Annotated in this window: 10 protein-coding genes; 4 read left to right on the forward strand and 6 right to left on the reverse strand. The window is 65.3% G+C overall.

Annotated elements, in window-relative coordinates; translation table 11 throughout:
- Positions 1-2 precede the first annotated feature (2 nt).
- Positions 3-1343, reverse strand: a complete 1341-nt coding sequence (locus tag AB7290_RS08650; protein WP_063981357.1) for an ABC transporter substrate-binding protein — start codon at positions 1341-1343, stop codon at positions 3-5.
- Between the two features lie 77 nt (positions 1344-1420).
- Here AB7290_RS08650 and AB7290_RS08655 point away from each other — a divergent pair, with 77 nt between their 5' ends.
- Together AB7290_RS08655 and AB7290_RS08660 are read left to right on the forward strand one after the other, a co-directional pair.
- A complete protein-coding gene (locus AB7290_RS08655) occupies positions 1421-2476 on the forward strand; it encodes a LacI family DNA-binding transcriptional regulator (RefSeq protein WP_085405269.1) in 1056 nt (351 codons plus the stop codon).
- A gap of 36 nt (positions 2477-2512) precedes the next feature.
- Complete coding sequence (locus AB7290_RS08660) at positions 2513-4663, forward strand: ADP-ribosylglycohydrolase family protein (RefSeq protein ID WP_135214841.1); 2151 nt, start codon at positions 2513-2515, stop codon at positions 4661-4663.
- 6 nt (positions 4664-4669) lie between these two features.
- Here AB7290_RS08660 and AB7290_RS08665 read toward each other — a convergent pair whose 3' ends face one another.
- From AB7290_RS08665 to AB7290_RS08675, 3 genes are read right to left on the reverse strand one after another with little or no spacing between them, the layout of a single operon-like run.
- Positions 4670-5464 (reverse strand): IclR family transcriptional regulator, encoded by a 795-nt coding sequence (locus AB7290_RS08665; protein ID WP_085405267.1) that lies wholly within the window; start codon positions 5462-5464, stop codon positions 4670-4672.
- Between the two features lie 19 nt (positions 5465-5483).
- Positions 5484-7217 (reverse strand): FAD-dependent oxidoreductase, encoded by a 1734-nt coding sequence (locus tag AB7290_RS08670; protein ID WP_085405266.1) that lies wholly within the window; start codon positions 7215-7217, stop codon positions 5484-5486.
- Between the two features lie 7 nt (positions 7218-7224).
- Complete coding sequence (locus AB7290_RS08675; RefSeq protein WP_135214840.1) at positions 7225-8439, reverse strand: ABC transporter substrate-binding protein; 1215 nt, start codon at positions 8437-8439, stop codon at positions 7225-7227.
- 375 nt (positions 8440-8814) lie between these two features.
- On the opposite strand from AB7290_RS08675, the gene AB7290_RS08680 reads away from it, so the two are divergent.
- Positions 8815-10116, forward strand: coding sequence for an MFS transporter (locus AB7290_RS08680; protein WP_085405264.1), 1302 nt, complete (start codon positions 8815-8817; stop codon positions 10114-10116).
- A 6-nt stretch (positions 10117-10122) separates the two neighbouring features.
- Here the strand turns inward: AB7290_RS08680 and AB7290_RS08685 are convergent, their stop codons facing one another.
- Both AB7290_RS08685 and AB7290_RS08690 read right to left on the reverse strand, forming a co-directional pair.
- A complete protein-coding gene (locus tag AB7290_RS08685; RefSeq protein ID WP_085405263.1) occupies positions 10123-11661 on the reverse strand; it encodes a hypothetical protein in 1539 nt (512 codons plus the stop codon).
- Entirely contained in the window at positions 11658-12626 is a 969-nt protein-coding gene (locus AB7290_RS08690) for a LysR family transcriptional regulator (protein ID WP_085405262.1), read from the reverse strand. Before AB7290_RS08690 ends, AB7290_RS08685 begins: the two co-directional genes overlap by 4 nt.
- A 167-nt stretch (positions 12627-12793) precedes the next feature.
- On the opposite strand from AB7290_RS08690, the gene AB7290_RS08695 reads away from it, so the two are divergent.
- Positions 12794-14071, forward strand: coding sequence for a cation:dicarboxylate symporter family transporter (locus AB7290_RS08695; protein WP_245344272.1), 1278 nt, complete (start codon positions 12794-12796; stop codon positions 14069-14071).
- Positions 14072-14073: the final 2 nt, after the last annotated feature.

The raw sequence follows: 14073 nt of genomic DNA on the forward strand, positions 1-14073 counted from the left end.
CGTCAGGCCGTCCGCGGCGGCAGCGGCGGCACCTTGCCTTCCTTTGCTTCCTGGCTGAAGAGCGTCTGCATCCGCGTGAGGTAAGCGTCCGGCGTAATCTTGTTGAGCCAGACCTGCTCGATGCCTTCGATCAGATAGGAGTTGGTGGCGCCGGGCCAGAACGTCCAGGTGGTGAAGCCGTACTGCCCCTTGCTGAACGCTTCGTGCAGATTCGCGATCGTCTTCTCGAATAGGGGATAGCCGATGCCCTGGAGCATGTCCGGCGGCAGGTCCTTCACCGGGAGTGCCCATTTGCCGGGCCAGTCGCGGTTCATGGTCTCGTAGAACTTGCGCGTCAGCATGAACTCGAACACTGCGGCTGCGCCTTCCGCATTCTGCGAGTTCTTGGCGATCGACAGCGTCGCGCCGCAGGCGAGATGTACCAGTGATCCCGTGAAGGCCGAGCCGAGGGTCGGCGTCGGCATGACGTCCATCACGGTATCGGGCTTCGACATGCCGTAGGATTTGGTGCCGAACGACCAGGTGCCGCTGAACGCCATCGCCGCCTTGGCGTTGACGACCTGGAGGAAGCTCTGCTCGATGGTCAGCGAGAAATAGTTCTTGCCGAAATAGCCCTTGTTGTACCACGCCTTTGACAGTTCGACCGCCTCGACGAACGGCGGCGCGGTCCAGGGCAGTTCGCCGGCAAGTGCCTTGCGCACGTTGTCGGGGCCAGCGACGTTGTTGAAGAACACCGTCATCAGCCACTCGTTCACGCCCTTCCAGTCGGCATTGCCGGCGCCGAAGGGGATGATGCCTTTGGCGAGCGCTGCGTCTGCGATCGCCTCCATCTCCTGCCGGTTGGTCGGCTGCTTCCAGCCGTTCTGCTTGAACAGCTCCTTGTTATAGAACAGGTGCATCGACTCGTAGTCGCGCGGCAGCGCGTAGAGCTTGCCGCCGTAGACGCTGGTGTTGAGCAGCGGTGCCAGGAAGCGATCCTTCCACTTGTACTTCTCGGCGAAATCGTCGAGCGGCAGCACCTGGCCGGCATTCGCGATCGCGGTGAGATAGGCGGGACCCGCTGTCTGCACGATGTCCGGGCCGTTACCGGCGACGAGTGCGACCTTCAGGAGGTTGTTGACGGCGGCGCCCTTCACCTCGAGCTGGAGCAGATATTTGTCCTGCGAGGCGTTGAACGCCTCGACCAAATCGTTGCGCAGCGCGGCCTGGCCGTCCGAATTCGCCTGGCCGAACCAGAAAGTCACGACCTTGCGCCCGTCCTCGGCGCGAACGTCGCGCGGCAAGCTAACGGCAAGCGCGGCAGCGGGGATGGCGGCAACAAGCTGGCGTCGGGTCATGGTCATGGCGATGAACCTCGGTTTCCTCAGGTCATTGGCGGTGATTGTTGATTTTCCTTTAGTAATACGTATAACTAAGCCAAATGGCGACGTCAACAACGAGGACGAAGCGGGGGAAGGGGCGCGACAAACAGGCGCCAGCCCGCCCCACGCAGAAGGATATCGCGCTCGCGGCCGGTGTTTCGCAGGCCGCGGTGTCGCTTGTCCTGAACAAGACGGAGACGCCGTCCGTTCCGCCTGCGACGCGCACGCGCATTCTTCAGGTCGCACAGGAGCTGGGTTATCAGCCGAACCATCCGGCGCGGATGCTGCGCAGCGCGCGGACCATGACGTTTGCCTGTGTCATTCCAGATATCACCAATCCGTTCTATCCAGGCCTCGTCCGGGGATTGCAGACGGTCGCGGCGCCGGCTGGCTATGACGTCCTGATCTTCGACACCGACGGGCGGCCGGAAGGCGAGGCCCGCGCCATCGACTGGCTGCTCCAGGGACGGGCCGACGGCGTCGTCGCAACGTTCTTTCATCTGCGGGCGCCCCAGCTCGCCGTGCTCGCGCGTAAGGGCATCCCGCTGGTGCGGCTGGAGAGCCAGCACAAGCCGGACGGACCGCTCGCGATCGACAGCGTCTATATCGACAATGCCGAAGCGGCCGCGGAAATGACGCGACTTCTGATTGCGCGCGGGCATCGGCGCATTGCCATGATCCAGGCCGAGTTCGGCCCGAGTCAGCGGCGCGCGCAGGGTTACGGCGCGGTGATGCGGGAAGCAGGACTTGCGCCAGATTTCATTACCGATAGCGCCTATTCCGAGGAATCCGGCGCGCGTGCGATGAAGCGGCTGCTCGAAAGAAAGGGCGATCGCCCGACCGCCGTGTTCGGCGCGAGCGACGTGCTGGCGCTCGGTGCGATGGAGGCGGCGCGTGCAGCCGGGCTCTCGATCCCCAGCGACATTGCAATCGCCGGCTTCGACGATATCCCGGTCGCAAAGCTGCTCGGGCTCACCACGGTGCGGCAACCGGAGTTCGATCTCGGCGCGCTTGCGGCGGAGACGCTGGTCAAGCGGTTGCAACCGGGCGGGCTCGCGGCGCCGGGCCAGAGCCATGAATTGAAATTCGAGATCATGAAGCGCTCGTCGGTCTGACCCGCGGGCCAAGCAATTGGATATGGGAGTGAACTCGTGACAGCTATTCCTCATGACTACGCGGAGCGGGTCTATGCCGGCGTGCTTGGCAAGCTCATCGGTGTCTACCTCGGCCGGCCCTTCGAGGGCTGGACCTATGAGCGTATCATGAAGGAGCTCGGGCCGATCAACTACTATGTCAACGAGCGTCGTGACGTCGCGTTGCGATCCCATCATCTCGTCGTCACCGACGACGACGTCTCCGGCACGTTTGCGTTTCCCCGCGCGCTTGCCGACAATGGCTATCCGAAGCGTCTCACCTCGAGGCAGATCGGGCAAGCCTGGCTGAACTACATCGTCGAGGAGCGCGCCATCCTGTGGTGGGGTGGCATCGGCAATTCCACCGAGCACACCGCCTATCTGCGGCTGAAGTCCGGTATCCCGGCGCCGCAGAGCGGCTCGATTGCGCTGAACGGCACGACCGTAGCCGAGCAGATCGGTGCGCAAATCTTCATCGACGGCTGGGCGATGGTGAGCCCGGGTAATCCGGAGCAGGCCGCTTATCTGGCCGAGCAGGCCGGGCGCGTGAGCCATGATGGTGAATCCGTGCATGCCGCAAAACTGCTCGCGGCGATGGAGGCGCTGGCCTTCGTCGAGCACGACGTGCAGAAGCTGATCGATGTCGGGCTCGGCTTCGTGCCGAAGGACGCGCTGATCCGGCGCGTCGTCAACGACGTCCGGGAATGGCACGCCGGCGACAACGGCAACGACTGGGAACGGACCCGTGCGCTGATCGCCGAACGTTACGGCTACGACAAATTCCTCGGCAATTGCCATGTCGTGCCCAACCACGCGCTGATCATTCTGGCGACGCTCTACGGCGGGAACAGCTTTCAGGAGGCGATGCGCATCGCCAACACGGCCGGCTGGGATACCGACTGCAATGCCGGCAATGTCGGCTGCCTGTTCGGCATCCGCACCGGACTTGCCGGCCTCGACGCCGGGCCGGACTTCCGCACCCCCATCGCCGACCGCATGTACATCTCGACGGCCGATGGTGGCGCTGCGATCTCCGACGCCGTGATCGAGACGCAGTCGCTGGTCGCGGCCGGGCTTGCGCTCGCCGGTGCGCCGGCGCTGGCGGTCGCCAAGGACGGCGCGCGCTTCAACTTCAACTTTCCGGGCAGCCTGCAGGGCTTCCACGTGAAGGGCGGCTCGCCCGCACGGCTCCACGAGGTCGAGCTCAGCAATGTCGCCGGCCACAGCCGCACTGGGGAGCGGAGTCTGGCGATCGACTTCCGCCGTCTGGCGCCCGGACGCGTGGCACGCGTTGCGAGCCCCACCTTCTTCGACAAGGAGGTGTTTACGATGCCGACCTACCAGCTTGTGGCCTGTCCGACGCTGTATTCGGGGCAACGGGTGGAGTGCCGGATTGAATCGGAAGCGGATAGCGGCACCGTGGCGGTGCGACTGTTTTCCAGCGTCTATGACGAGCACGACGAGCTGATCCAGATCTACGGCGATGCGCAGGAACTGACCGGCGGCTGTCACGCCGTGCTGAGCTGGGAGGTGCCGGAGACCCATGCCTATCCGATCTTCGAGATCGGGGTGGAGATCGAAACGCGCGATCCGCTCGGCGTCGATGGCACGCTCTATCTCGACTATCTGACCTGGGGTGGCGCGCCTGACACCGTGCTGAAACGGCCGGACAACAATCTGAGCACGATGTGGAAGCACGCCTGGGTCAACAATGTCAGCCAGTTCCAGACCCGCTGGGAGGGCCTGCGCGTTACCAATGGCGACGGGCTTGGCTTCATCGCGCAAGGTACGCGCGACTGGAAGGATTATCGCGTAACGTCCGAGATCATGCCGCTGCTGGCGAACGCCTGGGGCCTCGCGGCGCGGGTGCAGGGACGCGAGCGCTATTACGCGCTGATGTTCGACCGTGCCGAGGGCGGCCGCGTCCGTTTGGTCAAGCGCGTGCATGACGAACTCGTGCTCGCCAGCGAACGCTTCGACTGGCAGCTCGACCGGAGATATCGGATTGAGCTGCGCGTGGCCGGAACCGACATCGAAGCCCATGTCGATGGTAAAAAACTCTTCAGCGTTCAGGACACGGGCGATCTCCCATTGACCAGCGGCGCCGTCGCGCTCGTCGTCGACAGCGGATCGATCTCCGCGGAGGAGGTGCGCGTGTCGCCGGCCTAACAGGCCTCACTCCGCCGCGATCGTCATCCCGTAGCCCAGCCGCTTCGAGATCCCACCGGCGCAGTCGCGCAGGGCATGGGCAATGGGGCTGTCCCAGCGCGCATCAAAAGTGCCTTCCGGCCCCATCGCGGTGATCACCAGCGCGACATGGCCGGAATGGTCGAATACCGGTGCCGAGAATGCATTGACGCCGGGCAGGGGATCGCCGAGCGCGCGGGCGAGGCCGTGCTTGCGGACCTCCGTGAGCATCTCGGCGACCTTCGCGCCCTTCACCGCCCGCTTCGGATTGTAGCCGACGCCATGACGGTCGAGGCCGCTCTCGAGCGCGGCGTTGATCGTCTTCTCCGGTAGGAAGGCAGCAAACGCCCGGCCTGTAGCCGTCTCCAGCAGCGCCATGACCGAACCAGCGCGCATCACGATGTGCACGGGCTGGCCGGGCTCCTCCAGTTGCACCACGGTCGGGCCGTGGGTGCCCCAGACCGCGAGCGAGACGGCATGGCCGATCTGGCTCGCGAGGCCTGCGATCTTCGGACGCGCGATCCGCACGCCGGAGAGGCGGCGCAGGCTGATCAGGCCGAGCTCCAGCGCCAGCGCGCCGATCTCGTAGCGGCCGGTGGTCTCGTCCTGCTCGATCAGCCCGATGCGGGAGAAGCTGGCGAGATAGGGATGCGCCTTGGCCGGCGTCATGCCGGCCTCGCGCGCGAGATCGCGCAGCATCATCGGCTCGCCGCATCTCGCGAGCGCGCGAAGCAATTCTCCGCCGACCTCGATCGACTGGATGCCGCGGCTTTCTCTCTTCATGCGTCTCCTGGCGCGTGGCTTACGCCGCGTTGCGCTTGGCGGCGCTGTCGGCGAGATGACGGCCGGCAATGTAGCCGAAGGTCAGCGCCGGCCCAAGCGTGATGCCGGCACCGGGATAATTGCCGCCCATGATGCTCGCCATGTCGTTGCCCGCGGCATAGAGCCCGGGAATCACCCGGCCTTCGGCGTCCAGCGCCCGCGCGTTCTCGTCGGTGACGATGCCGGCATAGGTGCCGAGATCGCCGATCACCATCTTGATGGCGTAGAACGGGCCGTTCTTGATCGGTGCGATGCAGGGATTCGGGCCGTGCATGGCGTCGCCCTGGTAGCGGTTATAGGCTTTTGAACCTTTGCCGAAGGCGGCGTCGTGCCCTTGCGGCGCAGTCGCATTGAACTGCCTGACCGTCTCGGTGAACGCCGTCGCATCGATGCCGGCCTTTGCCGCGAGCGCCTCCAGCGTGTCGCCACGCATGAGATAGCCGGTATCGAGGTGATGACCGAGCGGCATCGGGAACGGCGGCACGCAGCCGAGGCCGTATTTGCGCAGCGTCGGGTGATCGCAGACGAGATACGCCGCAATCTCCTCGCCGGGCTTCGCGGCCTTGATCATGGCCTGGACGAAGTCGTGATAGGAATTGCCCTCATTGGCAAAGCGCTTGCCGTCCCGCATCACCGCGATCACGCCAGGTTTGGCGCGGTCGATGAAATGCGGCATCACGCCGCTCGAACCATCCTTGCGTTTGGTCACCGACACCGGCACCCAGGCCGCCGCGTTCGGCAGGCGATCCTCGACGTGCCCGCCAGCGCTCTCTGCAAGGCGCAGGCCGTCGCCGGTGTTGCCGGTCGGTCCCGGCGAATAGTGCTCATGGCCGGTCGGTGCGTGTGGAAACATCTTCTTGCGGCGTTCGACGTCATGCGGGAAGCCGCCGCAAGCGAGAACGACGCCTTGGCGCGCGCGAATGCGGATCTCGCGTCCTTCGCGAGTCACAATGGCGCCAGTGACCGCGCCGTTCTCGACTATGAGCTCGCGCACCGGCGAGGACAGCCACATCGGAATCTTCAGATCCTGCGCGGATTTTGCGAGGCGCCCGGCGAGCGCGTTGCCGTTGGTCAAGGTCATGCCGCGGCCATACCGCAGCACGTCTATCAGGTGCCGTGACAGGCGCTTGGCGACGTATACCGCCGAGGTCAGCGACTTCGTCACGCGCATGAAATGGATGATCTCCTTGCCGGAGCCGAGCATCATGCCGAACACGGTCAGCTCGGGCAGCGGCATACCCAGCGTCTTGATCTGGTCACCGAGCTCGCGGCCGTCGAACGGGCGCGTCACCATGGAGCGGCCGCCCTGCGCGCCGCCCGGCGCTTCGGCGTGATAGTCGGGAAACACCAGCGGCATGTCGAAGCGCAGCGCGGTCCTGGTGGTGAAGAAATCGACCGCTTCCGGACCCGCACTCAGGAATGCATCGACCCGCGCGGCATCGAAGTTGTTGCCGGCTTCGTGCCGCAAGTAGGTGCGGGCCTGCTCCGGCGTCTCCTCGATGCCGTAGGCCTTCGCCAGCGAGGTGCCGGGGATCCAGAGCCAGCCGCCGGAGCGGGCGGTGGTGCCGCCGAAGCGCGGCTCCTTCTCGACGATCAGCACGTCGAGGCCGCGATAACCCGCGGTGATCGCGGCCGACATGCCGGAGGCACCCGATCCGGCCACGAGCACATCGCACTCGTAAGTCTCAATTGCGTTGCGCTCGTTGCCGGTCATGCGGGCCTCATTTCTTCAGCAGCGGACATTTGGATTCGGAGACCGGGCGGAAGGCGTCCTCACCCTTCACGGTCTTGACGATCTCCAGATAGTCCCACGGCTCCTTGGACTGCTCGGGCGATTTCACCTTGGCGAGATACATGTCGCGGATGACGCGGCCGTCCTCGCGCAATTTTCCGCCATGGACGAAGGTATCCTCGATCGGCAGCTCGCGCATCTTTGCCATCACCTTGGCGGGGTCGTCGGTGCCGGCGGCCTTGATGCCCTTCAGATAATGCAGCACCGAACCGTAGACGCCGGTCTGGATCATGGTCGGCATCACCTTGGTGCGCTCGTAGAATTTCTTCGACCAGGCGCGCGTCGCCTCGTCCATGTTCCAGTAGGACGCCGTTGTCATGTAGGTGCCCTGCGCGGCCTTCAGGCCGACCGCATGCACGTCGGTGTCGAACATCAGGAGACCGACCAGCTTCTGGCCGCCCTGTACCAGGCCGAACTCGCCGGACTGCTTGATGGCGTTGTCGGTGTCCTGGCCGGCATTGGCGAACGCCACCACGTCGGCCTTCGAACTCTGCGCCTGGAGCGCAAAGGAGGAGAAGTCGGCTGTGTTGGTCGGATGCTTCACGCCGCCCAGCACCTTGCCGCCCATCTCGTTGATGAACCGCGTGGCGTCCTTTTCGAGCTGCTGGCCGAAAGCGTAGTCCGCGGTGATGAAGTACCAGGACTTGCCGCCTTCCTTGATCACGGCGGAGGCCGTCACCTTGGACAGCGCGTAGGTATCGTAGGTGAAGTGCACGGTGTTCGGGCTGCACAGCTCGTCGGTGAGCGAGCTCGCGCCGGGGCCGGAGAGCAGCGCGATCTTGTTGCGCTCGCGCACCATGTTGTGCACGGCGATCGCGATGCCGGAGTTGGGGATGTCGACGACGGCGTCGACCTTGCCGTTGTCGAACCAGCCGCGCACGATCTGTACGCCGACGTCGGTTTTCATCTGGTGGTCGGCGCTGATGATCTCGATCGGTTTGCCGAGTACGGTCGGCCCGAATTCCTCGACCGCCATCTTGGCGGCTTCGACCGACCCCGGCCCGCTGTTGTCACGGCCCCAGCTCGACAGATCCGTCAGCACGCCGATCCGCACCGCGTCGTCGGAGACTTGCGCGCGCGCCGCCGTGGTCATGGCAGCCGAAGTCATGGCCGCGAGCAAGGTGCAGGCCAAAAGCCCTCTCATCGTCGATCCCTCTCTTTTATGAGCCGCTTGGCGCGGCCGGTTATCAGTTGGCGGTTAGTTAGATATTAACGAATGAGTTTGTCAATGGCGAATAAGGGGGGTCGATGAGTTCCATGGTCGCCCGGGAGACATTGCCGGAGGCGTGCGCGCAACTGCCGCCACACCCGTCATTGCGAGCGCAGCGAAGCAATCCAGACTTTCTCCGCGGAGGCAGCCTGGATTGCTTCGTCGCAAGAGCTCCTCGCAATGACGGAGTGCGGGAGCAGCGACGCGCAAAATCTCGCATCGTAGTCTCGCACAGAGATCACACCTCCGCAGGTTGCAACCGCCATCGCGATTAGCCATGATGCCGCCAGGAATCTTTTGGGGCAGGGCATGACGGCAGCAACGGGGGTCTCCGCGGCGACGGAGAGATCGACGACGGCGCATGTGGTGTGGGCGAGCGCACTCGGCACCGCGATCGAGTGGTACGATTTCCTGATCTACGGCACGGCAGCTGCACTTGTCTTCAACAAGCTGTTCTTTCCGAGCTTCGATCCCTTCGTCGGAACGCTGGTGGCGTTCTCGACCTATGCGGTTGGCTTCGTGGCGCGTCCGATCGGCGGCGCGATCATCGGGCATTACGGCGACCGGCTCGGCCGCAAGACCATGCTGGTCGCGACCATGATCGCGATGGGGCTCGGCACCTTCCTGATCGGCTGCCTGCCGACTTACAGCCAGATCGGCGTCTGGGCGCCGATCCTGCTCATCATCCTGCGCTTCGTCCAGGGCATCGGGCTCGGGGGCGAATGGAGCGGCGCGGTCGTGATGGTGATCGAGCACGCCGGTGATCGCCGCGGCTTCTACGGCAGCCTAGTTCAGATCGGCTTTCCGGTCGGCGTCGCCGCCTCAACCGGTATCTTCGGCCTGATGACGCAACTGCCCGAGGCGGACTTTTTGAGCTGGGGCTGGCGCGTGCCGTTCCTGATCAGCATCCTGCTCGTCGGCGTCGGCTTCATCGTGCGGCTCAAGCTCGCGGAAACGCCGCATTTCAAGGAAGTCGTCGAGCGCAAGGAAGTGCTGGCGCAGCCGGTGCTGGAGGTGCTGCGCCGCGACTGGCGCAGTTTTCTGCTCGCGATCGGCATCACGGTGTCGGAGGTCGGGCTCGCCTATCTCCTCACCGTCTTCACCGTGGTCTATGCGACGACGAAACTCGGCCTGCCTCGCCAGGTGATCCTGAACGCGGTGGTCTATGCCGCGCTCGTCGAGTTCGCGACGCTGCCGCTCGCCGGCTGGCTCTCCGATATCTTCGGCCGCAGGGCGCTGTATCTCGCCGGCGGGGTGTTCTCGGTGGCGCTGGCGTTTCCGCTGTTCTGGTTCCTCGACACCAGGGAGCCGGCGCTGATCACGTTCGCGCTCGTCGTCACGATGACGCTGACGCACGCCCTGCTGTTCGGGCCGAAGGCGGCGTTCATGCCGGAACTGTTCCGCACCCAGGTGCGCTACAGCGGCGCCTCGCTGGGCGCCAATGTCGCGGCGGCGCTGAGCGGCGGCTTCTCGCCGCTGATCGCAACGGCGCTGCTCGCATGGGCCGGCGCCTACTGGCCGGTGTCGGTCTACATCATCGCGCTGTCGGTCATCACGATCATCGCGACGCTGATGGCGCCGGAGACGGCGCGCGACGCGCTGAAGTCGTAAGGGCCGTCACCGGCAGGCGGGGTTTGCTGCGTCCGGAAACGCCAGGAAGGTGACGGTCGCCGGCACCAGCCGGATCGCCCCCGCAGGTGTTGCGCGCGGCTCAAGTCGGGGCAGTTCGTCGTCGGCACTCAGCGCGAGCGTCTTGCCGTTCAGCTGAACTGTCGCGTCTTGCAGCCGCCTCGCATGTATCGTGTAACGCTCGGCGGGGTGTGACAGCGTCAGGGTCAATGATGCGTGCCGCGACGCGTTGATTGCGAGCATGGACACGGCGCCCCGCATGCCCGGATGGCAATGCGCGTAGAGATGGAGATCTGGCGCGGCGACCGGGTTCGCGTCGAGCACGATCGTTCCCATCAGCCGATGCCAGAGCAGCGCAGCCCAGTAGCTCGGCCGCGGACGGAACGTTCCCTCGTCGAGCAGGCCGTAGTCGCTGGCGGCCAGCGTGTTGTGCATCACCACCTGGACGCCGGCCCTCGCCAGGCGTCCGTGCTGGTCGAGATAGCGGAATGTGTCGAGAAAGGTCTTGTCCGATGGATTGCCGCCGCAGGCGGCGTTTGCCGTCTCCGTCAGCCAGATCGGCTTGCCCGGCTCGAATGCGTCGCGCAGGGCCCGATAGGTCGCGAACGTCGCGTCGGTGCGTGCCAGCCAGTCCGCGGAGAGCGCCTGCGCCGGATCGTCGCGGCCGCCGCAGCGCGGCGAGAGCGTGTTGTAGTGATGATAGGAGAAGCGATCGATGCCGGGGGCGGATGCGGCCAGCAGATCGCGCGTGGTGATGCCCGACCCGGATGGCAACGGCGCGTCGCCGGTTGAACCCGGACCGACGATCAACGTCTCGGGCGCCGCGCGTTGCATCCATTCGCGAAAGATCCTGAAGTCCCGGCCATAAGCGGCCGCATCATATCCCGGCGGTGCGCCGTTCGTCGCCGCAAGCGTCGGCTCGTTCATGAATTCCACCGCCGCGATGTGGCCACCCAGCGAACGCGTCGCGTCGATCAGGCGCTGCGCCTGATCGGTCTTCCACACGCCATCCGCATCGCGGCTGCCCGGACTGATCGCGAAGGAGGTGACGATCTCCGCGTCGACTGCGCGCGCGAAGTCGATGACGTCGCGCCATCGGTTGCGGCTGAGCACGTCATTGAATCCCGGCGGGGGCTTGGCTGGCGCATGGTCCGTGTCGGCAAAGAACGTCGCATTGGCCCAGGTGCCGCTCACGCGCAGATAGGCCGGCGCCAAAGCGGCGGCGAGCTTGCGCAGCCGCGCATTGGCAAGATCGATCGGCGGCCTCTCGCCGTAACGATCCCGCTCATCGAGCGCGCGCATTGTTCGCGGATAAGGCTTCCAGAACCAGCCGCCGGTTACCTCCACCATCTCGATATTGTAGGATTGAAAGCGCGCATCGATCGTCCCGATCGCCTTCAGCTCGGCGGGTGCGATGGAGGCGCCGCCGGCGTGCGCCGCGTCTAACGTTGTGGCAGCGAGCAGGCTCATCAGCAGCATCTGCGGCCGAAGCAGTCCGAAGGCCGACTTGATCCGCGACACGGTCATCTGGTCCGCGGCGCGGGGGCGATGGATTTCCCTCCCGGCCGGCCCTTGCGCACCGAATTCCAGAAATTCTCGGCCGCCCGGGTCATGCGGGCCCGCGTGCGGAACAGCGAGACGCTGATCGGAATGTCCCAATCCGCGCCGCCGGCGCGCAACAGGCGGCCGCTGTCGAGATCGGCGCGGACGAGGCTCATCGGAGCCCACGTCACGCCGCGCCCTTCGCGCGCCATGTCGACCAGCAGCATGACCGGCGCGGCGAAGCCGGGCGCCAGCCACGCCGTCGAATCCTTCGCGGCCAGGAACGAGGTGACGAGCCGCCCCACGCCCGAGCCGGGGTGATAGGCGAGATAGGGCAGCGGCGCGCCCGATGCGCCGGGCAGGGCATAACGAGGCTGTGCCTTTTTGCTGCTGCGTCCACCGCGGCCCGGTTTTGCGGCCGGCGCGCTGATCGGGATCAGCACGTCGGTCGCGAGATCGACGCGCTGGAAGCGGTCCATGTCGAGCCGGCTCACCAGCGTCGGATGGTAGTGCGCCAGCATGAAATGGGCCTGCGCATCCAGAAGTAGCTTCTCGCAGCCGGCGAAATTCGAAGCGACGAGCTGAACGGCCGAGTCGGCCCGCGCGCTGTCGGAGTTGCGAATCCATTCCGGAAAGAAGGTCTGCGACAGTGAATGCGTGGCGGCAAAGGTGATGGTCTCGGCCTTCAGCCGCGCCACTTCGAGCGCTTCCTCGCGTCCGACCAGGACCCGGCGCAGCACGTCCTCCGCGACGGGGCGAAAACTCTCGCCGGCCGGCGTCAGCGTGATCGTGTGGGTCGAACGTTCGAACAGCGGTGTTCCCAGCCACTCCTCGAGCGACCTGATGCGGCGGCTCAGCGCCGGCTGGGTCACATGCCGTCGCTGGGCCGCGCGCGAGAACCCGCCTTCCTCGGCGATGGCAAGGAAATCCTCCAGCCAGACCAGGTCCATGATGCGGTTTTGTCCTCAAATCATACCGATACGGCATTAGCGCCTCGGGCGCTGCTGGTCCAATGTAAACAGCGCAAAACCAGAACAAGGCGCCACTACGCATGGCGCGACGATGCGTTGGAGGAAATCAATTGCAGATCGCCGCAACTCCGCTGTCGGAGCCTATATTGAGCCCGGTTTCCGAACGGCGCCGCAAGCCGCTCTGGCGCGAGCAGTATGTTCTGGTGGTCGCCGGCGCCGCGCTGTGTGCGCTGCTCGGCGCTCTGTTTCCGGCCTTCGCGGTCGAACTCAAGCCGCTCGGCGATGCCTTCATCTCGCTGATCAAGATGACGATCGCGCCGCTGATTTTCCTGGTGGTGGTCACCGGCATCGCGCAGGTCGGTGACATGAAGGCGGTTGGCCGAATCGGCCTCAAGGCCTTTGCCTATTTCGAGGCCGTGACGACGATCTGCCTGTTGATCAGCTTCGTGGTGGTGCGCTGGGTGCAGCCCGGCGCCGGCGTGGCGCATGCCACCGCGCAGCAGGCCGAGACCGTCGCGCGCTATTCGCAGGCTCATGTCGGGTCGCTGTCAGCCTACATCCAGCACATGATCCCGGAGAGTTTTGTCGGCGCGTTCGCGGCCGGCGACGTGCTCCAGGTTCTCGTGCTCGCGCTTCTGTGCGGCATCGGCTTGCTGCTGCTCGGCGAAAAGGCTGCTCCGCTGCGGACGGGCCTTGAGCGGATCACCGAACTCGTCTTCAGCGTCGTGCATGTCGTGGTGGCCTTGGCGCCGATCGGCGCCTTTGGTGCCATGGCTTTCACCGTGGCGAAGTTCGGCGCCGCCACGCTCTATGCGCTGGCGCTATTGGTCGGCACCGCCTGGGCGATGATGGCGTTCTTCATCTTCGTCATTCTCAACGTGATCTGCCGTCTCGCCGGCATCCGCCTGATGGACCTGTTGCGCCTCTTGCGCAACGAGCTGCTCGTCGTGCTCGGCACCTCCTCGTCGGAGACTGCCATCCCCGGCATGATGGAGAAGCTGCCGAAGGCGGGTGTGGGGCGGGCAGTCGCTGGCCTCGTCATTCCCTCCGGCTATTCCTTCAATCTCGATGGTGTCGCGCTGACGCTGCCGCTCTCCACGATGTTCGTCGCCCAGGTCTACGGCATCGAATTGTCGGCCGGCCAGCAATTGAGCCTGTTCGTGGTGATGCTGTTCACCAGCAAAGGCGCCGCGGGCGTCACCGGCGGCGCTTTCGCCGCGCTCGCCGCGACGGTGATCGCCGCGGGGTTGCCGGCGGAGGGACTGGCGCTGCTGCTCGGCATCGACCGCTTCATGTCGCTGGCGCGCGCCATCACCAACACCATCGGCAACGCGGTCGCCGCCATCGTGGTCGCGAAGTGGGATGGAGAATTCAACCGCGAGGACTGGGCCCAGTCCGCCGCTCAAATCCAAGCAGTGAAGTAAGG

This window comes from Bradyrhizobium sp. 613_E4_N2_2, assembly GCF_052075995.1.
In the GTDB taxonomy this organism is placed as follows: domain Bacteria; phylum Pseudomonadota; class Alphaproteobacteria; order Rhizobiales; family Xanthobacteraceae; genus Bradyrhizobium; species Bradyrhizobium barranii.

Excerpts from the sequence above, each read along its gene's own strand:
- AB7290_RS08665 (WP_085405267.1), bottom strand. The coding sequence starts at position 5,464 with ATGAAGAGAGAAAGCCGCGGCATCCAGTCGATCGAGGTCGGCGGAGAA.
- AB7290_RS08690 (WP_085405262.1), bottom strand. The coding sequence starts at position 12,626 with ATGGACCTGGTCTGGCTGGAGGATTTCCTTGCCATCGCCGAGGAAGGC.
- AB7290_RS08680 (WP_085405264.1), top strand. The coding sequence starts at position 8,815 with ATGACGGCAGCAACGGGGGTCTCCGCGGCGACGGAGAGATCGACGACG.
- AB7290_RS08670 (WP_085405266.1), bottom strand. The coding sequence starts at position 7,217 with ATGACCGGCAACGAGCGCAACGCAATTGAGACTTACGAGTGCGATGTG.
- AB7290_RS08655 (WP_085405269.1), top strand. The coding sequence starts at position 1,421 with ATGGCGACGTCAACAACGAGGACGAAGCGGGGGAAGGGGCGCGACAAA.
- AB7290_RS08675 (WP_135214840.1), bottom strand. The coding sequence starts at position 8,439 with ATGAGAGGGCTTTTGGCCTGCACCTTGCTCGCGGCCATGACTTCGGCT.
- AB7290_RS08650 (WP_063981357.1), bottom strand. The coding sequence starts at position 1,343 with ATGACCATGACCCGACGCCAGCTTGTTGCCGCCATCCCCGCTGCCGCG.
- AB7290_RS08685 (WP_085405263.1), bottom strand. The coding sequence starts at position 11,661 with ATGACCGTGTCGCGGATCAAGTCGGCCTTCGGACTGCTTCGGCCGCAG.